The 14,022-nt window shown below is 28.4% G+C and carries 14 protein-coding genes; 1 reads left to right on the forward strand and 13 read right to left on the reverse strand.

The features are described 5' to 3' along the window. Nucleotides 1–17: 17 nt before the first annotated feature. The 3 genes from mutS to EIH23_RS10940 all read right to left on the reverse strand — a co-directional run bounded on the left by mutS (nucleotide 18) and on the right by EIH23_RS10940 (nucleotide 3,942). Complete coding sequence (gene mutS, locus EIH23_RS10930; protein ID WP_122640333.1) at nucleotides 18–2,855, reverse strand: DNA mismatch repair protein MutS; 2,838 nt, start codon at nucleotides 2,853–2,855, stop codon at nucleotides 18–20. A 105-nt stretch (nucleotides 2,856–2,960) separates the two neighbouring features. After that, a complete protein-coding gene (locus EIH23_RS10935; RefSeq protein ID WP_122640334.1) occupies nucleotides 2,961–3,665 on the reverse strand; it encodes a hypothetical protein in 705 nt (234 codons plus the stop codon). A 16-nt stretch (nucleotides 3,666–3,681) separates the two neighbouring features. After that, nucleotides 3,682–3,942 carry a hypothetical protein gene (locus EIH23_RS10940; RefSeq protein ID WP_122640335.1) on the reverse strand — a complete coding sequence of 87 codons (261 nt, stop codon included), beginning with the start codon at nucleotides 3,940–3,942 and terminating at the stop codon, nucleotides 3,682–3,684. Between the two features lie 483 nt (nucleotides 3,943–4,425). On the opposite strand from EIH23_RS10940, the gene EIH23_RS10945 reads away from it, so the two are divergent. Further along, nucleotides 4,426–5,481, forward strand: coding sequence for an NAD(P)H-dependent flavin oxidoreductase (locus tag EIH23_RS10945; RefSeq protein ID WP_122640336.1), 1,056 nt, complete (start codon nucleotides 4,426–4,428; stop codon nucleotides 5,479–5,481). A 97-nt stretch (nucleotides 5,482–5,578) separates the two neighbouring features. Here the strand turns inward: EIH23_RS10945 and EIH23_RS10950 are convergent, their stop codons facing one another. From EIH23_RS10950 to fabK, 10 genes are all read right to left on the reverse strand, one after another. After that, complete coding sequence (locus EIH23_RS10950) at nucleotides 5,579–6,034, reverse strand: MarR family winged helix-turn-helix transcriptional regulator (RefSeq protein ID WP_122640337.1); 456 nt, start codon at nucleotides 6,032–6,034, stop codon at nucleotides 5,579–5,581. A 108-nt stretch (nucleotides 6,035–6,142) separates the two neighbouring features. After that, nucleotides 6,143–6,952: an acetyl-CoA carboxylase carboxyltransferase subunit alpha gene (locus EIH23_RS10955; RefSeq protein WP_122640338.1), complete on the reverse strand. Its 810-nt coding sequence runs from the start codon at nucleotides 6,950–6,952 to the stop codon at nucleotides 6,143–6,145. After that, nucleotides 6,942–7,814 (reverse strand): acetyl-CoA carboxylase, carboxyltransferase subunit beta, encoded by an 873-nt coding sequence (gene accD / locus EIH23_RS10960; RefSeq protein WP_122640339.1) that lies wholly within the window; start codon nucleotides 7,812–7,814, stop codon nucleotides 6,942–6,944. Before accD ends, EIH23_RS10955 begins: the two co-directional genes overlap by 11 nt. After that, the gene (locus EIH23_RS10965; RefSeq protein WP_122640340.1) at nucleotides 7,807–9,159 is read right to left on the reverse strand and encodes an acetyl-CoA carboxylase biotin carboxylase subunit; all 1,353 of its coding nucleotides are present in this window, start codon (nucleotides 9,157–9,159) and stop codon (nucleotides 7,807–7,809) included. Before EIH23_RS10965 ends, accD begins: the two co-directional genes overlap by 8 nt. A gap of 9 nt (nucleotides 9,160–9,168) precedes the next feature. Further along, a complete protein-coding gene (gene fabZ / locus EIH23_RS10970; protein WP_122640341.1) occupies nucleotides 9,169–9,591 on the reverse strand; it encodes a 3-hydroxyacyl-ACP dehydratase FabZ in 423 nt (140 codons plus the stop codon). Then, nucleotides 9,592–10,110: an acetyl-CoA carboxylase biotin carboxyl carrier protein gene (gene accB / locus EIH23_RS10975; RefSeq protein WP_122640342.1), complete on the reverse strand. Its 519-nt coding sequence runs from the start codon at nucleotides 10,108–10,110 to the stop codon at nucleotides 9,592–9,594. It lies immediately after the preceding gene. A 12-nt stretch (nucleotides 10,111–10,122) separates the two neighbouring features. Further along, nucleotides 10,123–11,358 carry a beta-ketoacyl-ACP synthase II gene (gene fabF / locus EIH23_RS10980; protein WP_122640343.1) on the reverse strand — a complete coding sequence of 412 codons (1,236 nt, stop codon included), beginning with the start codon at nucleotides 11,356–11,358 and terminating at the stop codon, nucleotides 10,123–10,125. Between the two features lie 9 nt (nucleotides 11,359–11,367). After that, nucleotides 11,368–12,108 carry a 3-oxoacyl-[acyl-carrier-protein] reductase gene (gene fabG / locus EIH23_RS10985; protein WP_122640344.1) on the reverse strand — a complete coding sequence of 247 codons (741 nt, stop codon included), beginning with the start codon at nucleotides 12,106–12,108 and terminating at the stop codon, nucleotides 11,368–11,370. Between the two features lie 23 nt (nucleotides 12,109–12,131). After that, complete coding sequence (fabD, locus tag EIH23_RS10990) at nucleotides 12,132–13,082, reverse strand: ACP S-malonyltransferase (RefSeq protein ID WP_122640345.1); 951 nt, start codon at nucleotides 13,080–13,082, stop codon at nucleotides 12,132–12,134. Continuing rightward, nucleotides 13,079–14,008 (reverse strand): enoyl-[acyl-carrier-protein] reductase FabK, encoded by a 930-nt coding sequence (fabK, locus tag EIH23_RS10995; protein ID WP_122640346.1) that lies wholly within the window; start codon nucleotides 14,006–14,008, stop codon nucleotides 13,079–13,081. The genes fabD and fabK overlap by 4 nt, the downstream gene beginning before the upstream one ends. Nucleotides 14,009–14,022 lie beyond the last annotated feature (14 nt).

The raw sequence follows: 14,022 nt of genomic DNA on the forward strand, positions 1-14,022 counted from the left end.
AATCTACCTCCAGGAGGTTATTTTTTCTCTTTTGCTTTTTTCTGAAGATTAAATAAAGCATTCATAGCATCTATTGGAGTCATAGATAATATATCTAAGCTAAGTATTTCATCTGATAAGTTATTATCATTTATAGTATCAAATGATATTTGAGTTACTGCACTTTCTTTTACAACTTCACTTTCTATAGAATTACTTAACTCTTTGTAGTCCTTATTTAACTTATCAAAATCTTTTTTTACATTCTTATAATCCTTAACTAACTCAATATGTTCCTTCTTTAATGTTTCATACTCATTCTTAAAGTTATTTGAAGTTAACTTTTCTATCTCTTCTTGTAATTGGTTTATTCTGCTAGTATCAGTATCTTTAATAGAATTATATTTGTTGATAATATCTAAGTTTTCACTTTTGTTTAAAGCTACACTATTATTTATATGATTTTTTTCTAAATCACTTAGTATTTCTTTAGACCTATTTATAACTTCCTTAGGAAGCTTAGCAAGCTGCGCTACATAAATACCATAACTTTTATCTGCACCTTGTGGTATTATTTTTCTTAAAAATACTATTCCTTCATTATCTTCTTTAACTGCTATAGAGTAATTTTTAACTTCACTGAATTCATTTTCTAAATCAGTTAACTCATGATAATGAGTTGCAAAAAGTGTTTTACACTTAATTTCCTTTTGAATATATTCAACTATTGACCATGCTAAACTTATACCATCATAAGTACTAGTCCCTCTACCTATTTCATCAAGGATTACTAAACTCTTATCAGTAGCATTTTTTAATATATGTGATACCTCACTCATTTCAACCATAAATGTAGATTGACCTTGAGACAAATCATCACTAGCTCCAACTCTTGTAAATATTCTATCACAAATAGGTATATTAGCATATTCAGCAGGGACAAATGAACCTATATGAGCCATTAATGTAATTATTGCAGTTTGTCTCATATAAGTAGATTTACCAGCCATATTGGGTCCAGTTATAATATTTATTATATTTTCTCCACTATTTAAATAAGTATCATTAGGAACAAAGTTTTCTTCTCCTACTATACTTTCTATAACAGGATGGCGCCCATTTTTTATATCTAATTTATTATCTTCATTTATACATGGTTTTACATAGTTATTCATATAGGCTACTGTAGCAAAAGATACAAACACATCTATATTTGCTATTATTTTTGCTACTTTTTGTATTCTATCTATATTTTTATATATAGTTTCTCTTATATTAACAAATATTTCATATTCTAATGTTTTTATTTTTTCTTCTGCATTAAGTATTTTATCTTCTATTTCTTTTAATTCTGATGTTATAAATCTCTCTGCATTACTTAAAGTTTGCTTTCTTATATATCCATCATCGATATTTGCAGTACTTAGATTTGCTTTAGTTATTTCTATAAAATATCCAAATACTTTATTAAATCCTATTTTTAAAGACTTAACACCTGTTTTTTCTCTTTCACGATTTTCTATTTCTTTTATCATGAAAGCTCCATTTTTAGAAATATCTCTAAGTTCCTTTAATTCATCATTAAATTCAGATTTTATTATATTTCCATCTTTTATAGTTATACTTGGATCTTCTTTTATAGCATCTTCTATTAAACTATAAATATCATTTAAATCATCCATACTGTCTATATATTTTTTTAGTATTTCTGCACTTGATGATTTTATTATATTGTTTAATTCAGGTAGTTTTTCTATAGAATTTTTTAAATGTATCATTTCCTTTGGAGTTACTTTTTCAAATGCAATTTTTCCGCATATTCTTTCTATGTCATATACATTTTTAAGTATCTCGTTTAAGTCTTCTCTTAACATAAAGTCATCTTTTATTTCTTCTATAACATTAAGACGTCTTTCTATTCTTTTTTTGTTTACTAATGGCTCTTCTACATATTTTCTAAGAAGTCTTCCTCCCATAGCAGTAGAGGTCTTATCTAATACATGAAGTAATGACCCTTTTTTCTTGCTTCCTCTTATGGTTTGAGTAAGTTCTAGGTTATTTCTAGTAAACATATCAAGCACCATATACTCACTTGAATTATATATATTAATATTATTAATATTTGAAGTAACTTGTTTTTGCGTATTATAAATATAATTTAAAAGTATACATAAACTTGTTTTTATTAAACTGTTATCATCAAATTTTAATTTACTTAAATATTCTTCACTAAAATACTGATTTAGTATATTTGTGTCTAAATATTTTTCCTCAAAATTCTCATTTATATATATATTGCCTATAGTAGCTATATTCTTTAATTCATCCATAAAACTTAAATCATTTAGTATTATTTCTGTTGGGTGAATTTTTGCTATTTCTTCTACTACTTTATCTTTACTTAAATAAGTGGCATTTGTTTCTCCTGTACTTATATCAACATAAGTTAAACCTATGTTATGATTTACCTTATATAATGAAAGTAAATAGTTATTCTTTTTATTTTCTAGTAAGCTTCCTTCAAGTACTGTACCAGGAGTTACTACTCTTATTACATCTCTTTTTACTATTCCTTTTACTGTAGCAGGATCTTCAAGCTGTTCACCTATAGCTACCTTGTAACCATTTTCTACTAACTTAGATATATATGAATTTGCAGAATGGAAAGGTATACCGCACATAGGTGCTCTTTCTTCTAATCCGCAAGACTTTCCTGTTAATGCTATTTCTAATGTTTTTGAAGCCACTATAGCATCTTCAAAAAACATTTCATAGAAATCTCCTAGTCTGAAGAATAATATACAATCGGGGTATTTATCCTTACATTCAAAGTATTGTTTCATCATAGGAGTTAATTTACTTCTGTCTATTTGCATGTTTTGACCTCCTTTGTATCTAAATTATTATTATATCATAATGAAGAATTATTATTAAGATGTTTAATATTAAAAAGCCCACTATATGTGAGCTTTAAAACTACTTTATTTTTTTAATAAATTGTCTATTGGCATGCATTTATCTAAATAATACCACTTACATTGTGTATCTATAAGCTTTGCATACTCTTTTTTCTTATCATATCCATCTGACTTTTTAGTATAGAATCTAAATTCTTTTTTGCCATTTTTATTTATAATAGTTTCATATCTAAGATCTTTAATAAACTTAGATTCTAAATAACCAAATATTTGAACTTCTTCTATATTATATAGGTCTTTAACTAAATGTCTATTTATATTATCTCTCTTATTAACCATTTCCATATTTAAATGAACACCTATATAGTAATCTTTATGATTATTAGAAAACTCACTCTTATCTATTATAAGTCTTGTGTGAATTTCTTTTGCTATTGCAGTTTTTATACCTATATTATTAGATGATAATAATTTGTAGTCTATCCCTTTATAAATTAAATAGTTTATAACTCCACACTCAGCTATCTTTTCTATAAATAATCTTTGCTTTCCAACTTCTTTTTTTAGCTGGTCATCTTTTATATCTTTAGGAACTAATTTTTTATAATAATCTGATGAGTTCACACTTTCCTCAGCAAATTTAATACACTCTTCTACTTGGTGTTTTGTTACTGTAACAGATTTAGTAATTTGCTTATCAAATTTTTGCTTTATTGCTATATCTTTTACAAATATTTCATACTTATTATTTGGCGTTATATAATTCATTGTCTAATTTCTCCTATTACTTTATAACTTTTTTAGGTCTTAAATCTGATTGACTTAAGTGCCTTCTTATTATATATGAAGTCCCATCTTTTTTAAATTCAGCTTCATATGAATATCCATACTTTTCTATTTCATAAAAGTCGAGTATCTTAACAGCATATCCAGACTTTAAAGATATGTTTTTAGTATAAGTATCACTACCATCAACATGTACTTTTATTCTTCTATCTTTAGCAAGGTATGCTATATCATTTATATCAAATTCTCTTTTTATCATGATTTCTCCTTATGTTTTACAACAAGTTGTGTCATTATATTATACATCTAAATTAATATAAAAGCTAATAATTATATTTTTCGATTTTTTACCTAAAAAAGAAGTATCCTATAAATTTGTAGGATACTTCTTTTTTTATACTATTCATCTGATTTAATCGATTGTTTTCTTTACTGTTATTATACATACTAATGTAAGAGAAATACACGATACCCCCATAAAAATCCATGCTATTGTTGTCATAACTACATCTCCTTTTTAATTAAAATTTGTCTAATATTTTATATTTAAGAAAACATTCGCTATATTTATCTTATGTCATAATTAATATATTCATTTTTATGTAAGATATTGTTTAATTTATAAATTATTATATATTTTGATTATTATATATTTACTGAAAATATATTGAATTTGTAGTATAATAATACTTATCTTAGTTAATTTTAAATTTTAATTTCTTTCATTCTTAGGAGGAAATTTATGAAACAATTAGTTATTGGAGATTTAATTGCAAATGTACCTGTAATACAAGGTGGTATGGGTATAGGAATATCACGCTCATCTTTAGCTTCAGCAGTTAGTAATGCCGGTGGTATAGGAGTTATATCTGGCGTAAATATTGGATATGATGAATATGATTTTGAAAATAATACTTTAAAGGCTAACCTAAGAGCTTTAAAAAAACATATTCAAATCGCTAAGGAAAAATCTAATAATAGTATTATTGGAGTTAATTTAATGGTTGCCATGAGCTACTATGAAGAGCATGTAAAATCCGCTGTAGAATCTAAATGTGATTTAATAATTTCTGGAGCTGGTCTTCCTTTAAAGTTGCCTAGCTTAGTAAAAAATTCTAAAACAAAAATAGCTCCAATAGTGTCATCATCAAAAGCTGCTAATCTAATATTAAAAATATGGGATAAAAAAGACAATACTACAGCTGACTTAATAATAGTTGAAGGACCTAAAGCTGGAGGTCATCTAGGCTTTAGTAATGATGAATTAAATGATATAAATTCTATTAATTATGATGATGATTTTAAAAATATTTTAAATATCGTAAAAAATTATGAGAAAAAATATAATAAAAAAATACCAGTAATAGCAGCAGGAGGAATTTCTTCTAGCCATGATGTGAAAAAATATTTAGATTTAGGAGCTAGTGGTGTTCAAGTTGGAACTAGATTTGTTCCCACATATGAATGTGATGCACACGAAAACTTTAAAAGTATATATATCAATTCAAAAAAAGAAGATATAAAAATCGTTAAAAGTCCAGTGGGTCTTCCAGGGAGAGCTATAAAAAACAAATTCTTAGATTCTATAACTTTATCAAGACCTAATATTCGTAAATGCTATAATTGTTTAGTTCCTTGTAACCCTAAAAGTACACCTTACTGTATTTCAGCAGCTTTAATTAATGCAGTAAAAGGAGATATAGACAATGCTTTACTATTTTGTGGTGCTGATGCTTATAAAATAAATGAAGTAAAATCTGTAAAAGAAGTCATAAATGAATTGGTTTCTGAATTATAGATTATAAAAGTAAAAGCTATCTTACTTATATTATTTAAATAATCAATTAGTAAGATAGCTTTTATTTTATTATAATTTTTTATAATAAAAAAGCCTCCTATTGGAAGCTCTCATATTTTCTCTCAAAAAATCTAGTTGCTTTGCCTAAAGCTTTAGTTAAAACACCTAACTCAGATTCATCAAAATTTTCAAGTATTTCATCAATCATTTCCTTATGGAAAACACCATGAGCATCAAAAACCATTTTACCTGCATCTGTTAAACTTACAAGAACAACTCTTCTATCTTCTTCTATTCTTTTTCTTTCTACATAACCTTTTTTTATTAATCTATTTATAGCCGTAGTAAGTGTACCCACAGTTATTCTTAAATCGTGTGCTATTTCACCCATAGTTCTATTACCTTCAGTTCCAATAGCTTCTATTGTATGAATTTCTGTTATTGATAAATTTGTAAACTCTGTTCTTTTCATAGCTTTTTCTTCGATATGTAATATATCATTAAATAATTGTACCAATAATGTGTTTAAAATTTCTTCTGTTGTATTATTCATAGTATCCGCTCTCCATATTTCTTATTCTAAATGTATTATAATAAATTTTTTATATAAATTCAATTGGTACTATGGTAACATTTTCAAATTATAGTCATTATTATAATATCATAATTTATAATCTCCTATTTTTCTAAACTTATTATACCTATTTAGGACTAATTCATCAACATCAGTATTTAAAAGCTCTTCTAAATCTTTAATTATATAATCTTTTATATAATATGCAGATTTTTTTGGATCTTCTTGTGCTCCATTTTCTGGTTCCTTAATAATATCATCTATAATATCAAATGCTTTCAAATCATCAGAGGTTATTTTCATTGTCAGTGCAGCTTTTTTCGATTTAGTAACGTCTTTCCAAAGTATAGAAGCAAATCCTTCTGGTGATAAAATTGAATATATAGCATTTTCCATCATATATACTTTATCTCCTAATGCAAGAGCTAATGCTCCACCGCTTCCTCCTTCACCTATTATAATAGATATTATAGGCGTTTTCAAATTGCTCATTTCCATTAAGTTTTGAGCAATAGCATACCCTTGACCTCTTTCTTCTGCTTCTATTCCACAAAACGCTCCTGGAGTATCAACAAAGCAAATTACAGGCCTTTTAAATTTTTCAGCTTGTTTCATTAATCTAAGGGCTTTTTTGTATCCTTCGGGATGTACCATTCCAAAATTAGTATCTATATTTTCTTTTGTAGTTTTACCTTTATTTATACCAATTACAGTAACATTTATACTATTTATGCTTCCTATACCTGCAACTATTGCTTTATCATCTCTAAATGATCTATCTCCATGAAGTTCTATAAATTCATCAAATATATTTTCTATATAGAATCTAGAGTTTGGTCTATCCTTATGCCTAGCAATATTAACCTTATCCCATATTATATTTTCACTATTTTGCATACTCAGCCACCTCATGTAAATTTAATATTCTAGATAAATAGTTTCTTAAATCTTTTCTTTTAACAATTGAATCTATAAAGCCTTTTTCTAATGCAAATTCTGCACTTTGAAAAATCTCAGGTAATTTTTCATTTATTGTATTTTCTATTACCCTTCTTCCGGCAAAACCTATCACTGCATTTGGCTCACTTAGAATTATATCTCCCTGCATAGCAAAACTTGCACTAACTCCACCTGTTGTTGGATTTGTTATTATACTAATATACAATAAACCCTCTTTATCATGTCTTGCTATTGCAGCTGAAGTTTTAGCCATTTGCATAAGAGAAAATATGCCTTCTTGCATTCTAGCTCCACCTGATGTTGTAAATATAATAAGAGGTAGTTTATTTTCATTAGAATATTCTATAATCCTAGTTATTTTTTCTCCTACTGCACATCCCATGCTTCCCATCATAAAATTATTATCCATAACTGCAGTTGCAACTTTAATATCATCTATCTCTCCTACTCCAGTTATTACAGCTTCATTTAAATCAGATTTTTCTTTATTTAACTTTAGTTTTTCTTCATATCCTTCGAAATTCAAAGGATTTTTAGATTCTATATCATAAAAAAATTCTACAAAGCTATCTTCATCAAAAATTTGATTTATTCTTGTTCTTGCAGAGATATTAAAATGATGACCACATCCTATACATACATTATGATTTTTTTCTAAATCTTCTTTATATAATATATTTTTACATTTAGGACAATTAGTCCATTTTCCATTAGGTATGTTAGGAAGAGAAGATGATTCATCTAAATTTCTAGTATTAACTGTAACATATTCTCTTTTTCTAAATAAATTCTTAAGCATTGCTATTCACCAACTTATCTTCTATAAATGATGTATTATAATTTCCATCTATAAAATCATCATGTTCAAGTATTTCATATTGGAAATCAATATTTGTTGTAACACCACCTATTGCAAATTCATCTAAGGCTCTTTTCATCTTTATTATTGCATCTTCTCTATTATCTGAAAAAGTAATAAGCTTACCTATCATAGAGTCATAATATGGAGGTATTTCATATCCACAATATATAGCACTATCAACTCTTACACCAAGACCTGAAGGTATATATAGTTCTGTGATTTTGCCTGGACATGGTCTAAAGTTATTATTAGGGTCCTCAGCATTAATTCTACATTCTATTGCATGACCAGATATTTTAATATCTTCTTGTTTTATATCTAAATTCATACCAGAGGCTATCTTTAACTGTTCTTTTACTATATCTATATTTGTTACCATTTCAGTTATTGGATGTTCTACTTGAATTCTTGTATTCATTTCCATAAAATAAAATTCACCATTATTATCTACTAAGAATTCAATAGTCCCTGCATTTTTATAATTTACAGTTCTAGCAGCTTTAATAGCAACCTCACCCATTTTTTCTCTTAAGTTTTCATCTAAAAAACATGATGGAGCTTCCTCTAGTACTTTTTGGTTGTTTCTTTGAAGTGAACACTCTCTTTCCCCTAAATGTACTATATTACCATATTCATCAGCCAGTATTTGAAACTCTATATGCCTTGGATTTTCTATATACTTTTCAATATAAACTTTATCTTCACCAAAGCATGCTTTTGATTCTAACTTAGCAGCTTCAAAATTATGTTTAAACTCTTTAGAGTCTCTAACTATCCTTATACCTTTTCCACCACCTCCAGCAGCCGCTTTTATCATTAAAGGAAACCCTATATTATTAGCTAAGTCTATTGCATGTTCATACGAAGTTATTTCACCTTCATATCCTGGTACAACTGGAATATTTGAATTTTTCATAATCTCTCTAGCTCTTGCCTTATCACCCATCAATTCAATAACCTCATAATCTGGTCCAATAAATTTTATGTTACATTCTTTACACATTTTAGCGAATTTTGGATTTTCTGATAAAAATCCAAAACCGGGATGTATACCTTCACATCCCGTCAAAACACATGCGCTTAATATATTTGTCATATTTAAATAGCTATCCTTACTAAGAGGTCCTCCTACACAAACAGCTTCATCTGCCATTTGAGCATGAAGTGCATCTTTATCCCCTTCAGAATAAATTGCTACAGTACTTATATTAAGCTCTCTACAAGCTCTAATTATTCTAACTGCAATTTCACCTCTGTTAGCTATAAGTATTTTCTTTAACATAAATATCACCTACCCAATAGCAAACATTATCTCGCCTTCGCAAACTAAATTACCATTTACAGTTGCTTTACCTTTTCCAACACCTATATTACCTTTTAATCTTATTATTTCTATTTCTAAATCAAGTTTATCACCAGGTATTACCTGCCTTTTCCATCGTACTTTATCAGCTCCAACTAAAAATCCTATTTTTCCTTTAAAACTATCCATAGAAAGTATACATATAGCTCCCATTTGAGCCAATGCCTCTAATATTAGTACACCAGGCATTACTGGATATTCAGGGAAATGACCATTAAAAAAATTTTCATTTATAGTTACATTTTTGTATCCTTTTGCACTTTTACCTTCAACTACTTCTTCAACTCGATCTATCATAAAAAAAGGATATCTATGTGGCAAAATATCTTTTATTTCTTTTATATTTAGCATTTATACTCTCCTTACCTTAAACAATGAATCTCCATACTGTACCATTTCTCCATTTTTACCTAGTACACTTACTATCTCGCAATCATATTCTGCACTAATTTCATTCATTAACTTCATAGCTTCAACTATACAAATAACATCACCTTTATTTACTCTTTGCCCAACACTTACAAATGGATTATCTTCTGGAGACATGGCCTCATAAAATGTACCTACTATTGGTGACTTTATAAATTCAAAACTTTCCTTAGAGTCTGTAATTTTAAGACTATCTTTATTAGAAATATTTAACCCATCATCAATAAGTCCCATTTCTCTAATTTCTATTCCTTCACTTAAATCTGTTATAGCTAATCTATTTATGCTTTTAGCATCTATTCCATCTATACTATTTTGTATATAATTTCTAGTAATAGATTTATCTATCTTTATAAATTCTTTATCATCTTGCATTTCAAAATAAGATAAATCAGAATTATTTATTATATTAATAAGTTCTTTTACTTCATTAAAATTCATATTAGCCTCCAACTACTCCCATCTCTTAAATAATAAAGATGCATTATGACCTCCAAATCCTAAGGAGTTGTTTATTGTATACTTAACATCACATTCTCTTCCAACATTAGGTACATAGTCTAAATCTAGTTCCTCTTCGCTTTCAGTATAACCAATTGTTGGTGGTATAAATCCTTCTTGTAATGTTTTTATACAAGCTATTGACTCTACAGCTCCTGCAGCTCCAAGTAAGTGACCAGTCATAGATTTTATTGAAGATATAGGTATATTTTTTGCATCCACTCCGAATACTTTTTTTATTGCTCTAGTTTCGAATAAATCATTATATGGAGTAGATGTACCATGTGCATTTATATAAGAAACATCACTTGGACTTATTTTTCCTTCATTAATTGCATCCATCATAGCTCTTGATGCACTCTCTCCATTTGGATCTGGAGATGTTATATGATATGCATCACAAGTTGAACCATACCCAACTATTTCACATAATATATTTGCATTTCTTTTTAATGCATGATCTAAACTTTCCATTACTAATATACCTGCACCCTCTCCCATTACAAATCCACTTCTATTTTTATCAAATGGTGTTGATGCCTTTTCTGGTATATTACTAGAATTTAGAGCTCTCATATTATTGAAACCAGCTATAGCTATAGGAGTTATAGATGACTCACATCCTCCAGTTATCATTACATCAGCATAACCATATTTTATATGTCTAAATGCATCTCCTATATTATTAGTTCCTGTTGCACAAGCAGTTACTGCTGATGTACAAGTACCTTTTGCTTCATATTTAATTGCAATATTAGCAGCTGCAGCATTTATTATTGTCATGGGTATATACATAGGTGATACTCTTTTCGGTCCTCTATTATATAATGCACTAAATTCATTCTCATGAGTATGGAACCCTCCAATACCAGAACCTACCATAACTCCAAGTCGATTTTTATCAATTTCATCTATATTAAGACCTGATTGTTTTATAGCCTCCTCACTTGCTATAAGTGCATACTGAGTAAACTTATCAAGTCGCCTACTTTCTTTTTTATCTAAATAATCTTCTACTTTTAAATTTTTAACTTCGCCAGCTATTTTCACATCTAAATTTTCAGTTTCTATAGACTTTATAAAATCTATACCTAATTTTCCATTTTTAGCATTTGACCAAAATTCACTTACATTGTTACCAATAGGAGTTATCGCACCTATTCCTGTTATTACTACTCTTTTACACATAATTTCCTCCTACATTGCCATTCCGCCATCAACGTGGATAACTTGACCTGTTATATAATTAGATTTGTCACTTCCTAAAAATACAGCTAAATTTGCAATATCTTCTACTTGACCTAATCTTTTAAGAGGTACTTGAGATATTATATTTTTCTTTTGATCATCACTTAGTACTCTAGTCATATCTGTGTCTATAAAACCTGGAGCTATAGCATTTACATTTATATTTTTACTTCCAATTTCACGAGCTAAAGATTTTGTCATACCGATAAGTCCAGCTTTTGAAGCTGAGTAATTTACTTGACCAGCATTTCCTATAACACCTACAACGGATGACATGTTTATTATTTTTCCTTCTTTTTGCTTTATCATTATTGGAGATACTGCTCTTAAACAGTTAAATGCTCCTTTTAAATTTACTTCTATTACACTATCAAAATCTTCTTCTTTCATTCTAATTAATAATGTATCTTTTGTTATACCTGCATTATTAACTAATATATCTATTTTTCCAAAAGCTCCTCTAGCTTCTTTTATTAATTTCTCTGCTTCTTCAAATTTACTAATATCTGCTTTGATTATCAAAGTATTAGATCCTAATTTATCTAATTCTTCTTTTAATTCAAGGGCTTCTTTATTACTATTTTTATAATTAAGTACTATGTTAGCACCTTCTTTAGCATACTTTAATGCTATGCTTCTACCAATACCTCTAGAAGCACCAGTTATTATTGCACATTTTCCTTTTAACATCTTACTCCTCCTATTAATGAACACTATAGATTTACTGTTTGTAATTTTAATTTATCTAGTGTTTCATTTAAAGACTGTATATCTTCTACATTATAAACATTAACACTTTTATCTATCTTTTTTACAAATCCACTTAGTATTTTACCTGGTCCCAGCTCTATAAAAGTATCTACTCCTTTATCTATTAAATCCCTTATACTTTTTTCAAAAAGTACTGAAGACATTATTTGCTTTCTTAATAATTCTTTTATATCATCACTTTTTTTATAAGGACATCCTTTTACATTAGAATAAACAACTTTTTTTAATTCTTTTATATCAACTTTTTTTAATTCTTCATAGAACTTATAACTAGCTTCTTTATAAATAGAACTATGAAATGGTCCACTTACCTTTAGTGGCATTGCAATACCTTTTAATTCTTTTGCTATTTTTACACTCGCTTTTATAGCATCATGTTCTCCTGAGATAACTACTTGCCCTGGACAATTATAATTAGCACCTTCTACTAAACCATACTCGCTAGCTTTCTTTATTAGCTCTTCAACTTTTTCTTCACTTAGCTTAAGTATAGCTGCCATTGTTCCTTTATCAGAACTAACTGATAAATCCATTATTTCAGCTCTTTTTTTAATAAGATTCATACCATCCTCAAAAGACAAGCATTCACCATAAATTAAGGCCCCGTACTCTCCTAATGATAAACCTAATGTATAATCAGCCTCCACTCCATTAAGTTCTAAAGCTTTTTGGCAAGCTAATGATGTAAGTAAAATTGCTGGCTGACTATTCTTAGTTTTTGTTAATTCATTTATAGGACCTTTAAAGATTAGCTCTTTAATAGGCATATCTAAAATTTCTTCACCTTTATCAAATATATATTTACATTCATCTATGTTATCGTATAAATCTTTCCCCATATTTATATACTGAGATCCTTGACCTGGAAAAAGAAATGCCGTCTTTTTTCTCATTGTACCCTCCTAAGGACTTCATCAAGTTCATTCATTAATTCATTTATAATTTCTTCACAACTTTGTTTTTTATTTATCATTCCAGCAATTTGTCCTGCCATTACGCTACCATTATCAACATCTCCATGTATAACTGCTTTTTGAAGAGCTCCTTTACCTAAAGCTTCTATTTCACTTATATCAGCATTAGATTTTTCCAGTTTACTATATTCTCTAGTAAGCTTATTTCTTAAAACTCTAACAGGATGAGATGTTGAGGTACCTGTAACCTCACTATCTATATCCCTTGCATTTAATACCTTTTCTTTATAATTATCATGAACTCTACATTCATCTGATACTAAAAATCTAGTCCCCATTTGAACTCCACTAGCCCCAAGCATAAAAGATGCTGCTATTCCTCTACCATCACCTATCCCTCCTGCTGCTATAACAGGAATATCTATAGCATCCACAACCTGTGGAACTAAACTCATAGTAGTTAGTTGGCCTATATGTCCGCCTGCTTCCATCCCTTCTACAATAACTGCATCTGCTTTGAATTTTTCCATTCTTTTAGCAATTGCTACAGAAGGGACAACAGGTATTACTTTTATATTATTTTTTTTCCAATCATCCATATACTTTCCAGGGCTTCCAGCACCAGTAGTTACAACGGCTACCTTTTCATCACATACGAGTTTAGCTATTTCATCAACATTCTTGCCCATTAACATTATATTCACACCAAATGGTTTATCAGTAAGTGATTTTGCTTTTTGAATTTCAGATCTTACATCTTCTACATTTCCAACGCCACTTATAATACCAAGTCCACCTGCTTCACTTACGGCTGCTGCTAGTGTAGCATCTGAAATCCATGCCATACCACCTTGAATTATTGGATATTTTATATTAAGTAATTCTGTTATCCTAGTATATTTCATAGGTCCTCCTGTAA

The sequence above is a fragment of the Romboutsia sp. Marseille-P6047 genome, assembly GCF_900604535.1.
In the GTDB taxonomy this organism is placed as follows: domain Bacteria; phylum Bacillota; class Clostridia; order Peptostreptococcales; family Peptostreptococcaceae; genus Romboutsia_E.

Excerpts from the sequence above, each read along its gene's own strand:
- fabF (WP_122640343.1), bottom strand. The coding sequence starts at position 11,358 with ATGTGTAAAAGAGTAGTAATAACAGGAATAGGTGCGATAACTCCTATT.
- fabG (WP_122640344.1), bottom strand. The coding sequence starts at position 12,108 with ATGTTAAAAGGAAAATGTGCAATAATAACTGGTGCTTCTAGAGGTATT.
- fabK (WP_122640346.1), bottom strand. The coding sequence starts at position 14,008 with ATGAAATATACTAGGATAACAGAATTACTTAATATAAAATATCCAATA.
- EIH23_RS10940 (WP_122640335.1), bottom strand. The coding sequence starts at position 3,942 with ATGATAAAAAGAGAATTTGATATAAATGATATAGCATACCTTGCTAAA.
- fabD (WP_122640345.1), bottom strand. The coding sequence starts at position 13,082 with ATGAGAAAAAAGACGGCATTTCTTTTTCCAGGTCAAGGATCTCAGTAT.
- accD (WP_122640339.1), bottom strand. The coding sequence starts at position 7,814 with ATGCTTAAGAATTTATTTAGAAAAAGAGAATATGTTACAGTTAATACT.
- EIH23_RS10955 (WP_122640338.1), bottom strand. The coding sequence starts at position 6,952 with ATGCAAAATAGTGAAAATATAATATGGGATAAGGTTAATATTGCTAGG.
- EIH23_RS10945 (WP_122640336.1), top strand. The coding sequence starts at position 4,426 with ATGAAACAATTAGTTATTGGAGATTTAATTGCAAATGTACCTGTAATA.
- EIH23_RS10965 (WP_122640340.1), bottom strand. The coding sequence starts at position 9,159 with ATGTTAAAGAAAATACTTATAGCTAACAGAGGTGAAATTGCAGTTAGA.
- mutS (WP_122640333.1), bottom strand. The coding sequence starts at position 2,855 with ATGCAAATAGACAGAAGTAAATTAACTCCTATGATGAAACAATACTTT.
- EIH23_RS10935 (WP_122640334.1), bottom strand. The coding sequence starts at position 3,665 with ATGAATTATATAACGCCAAATAATAAGTATGAAATATTTGTAAAAGAT.
- fabZ (WP_122640341.1), bottom strand. The coding sequence starts at position 9,591 with ATGCTAAATATAAAAGAAATAAAAGATATTTTGCCACATAGATATCCT.
- EIH23_RS10950 (WP_122640337.1), bottom strand. The coding sequence starts at position 6,034 with ATGAATAATACAACAGAAGAAATTTTAAACACATTATTGGTACAATTA.
- accB (WP_122640342.1), bottom strand. The coding sequence starts at position 10,110 with ATGAATTTTAATGAAGTAAAAGAACTTATTAATATAATAAATAATTCT.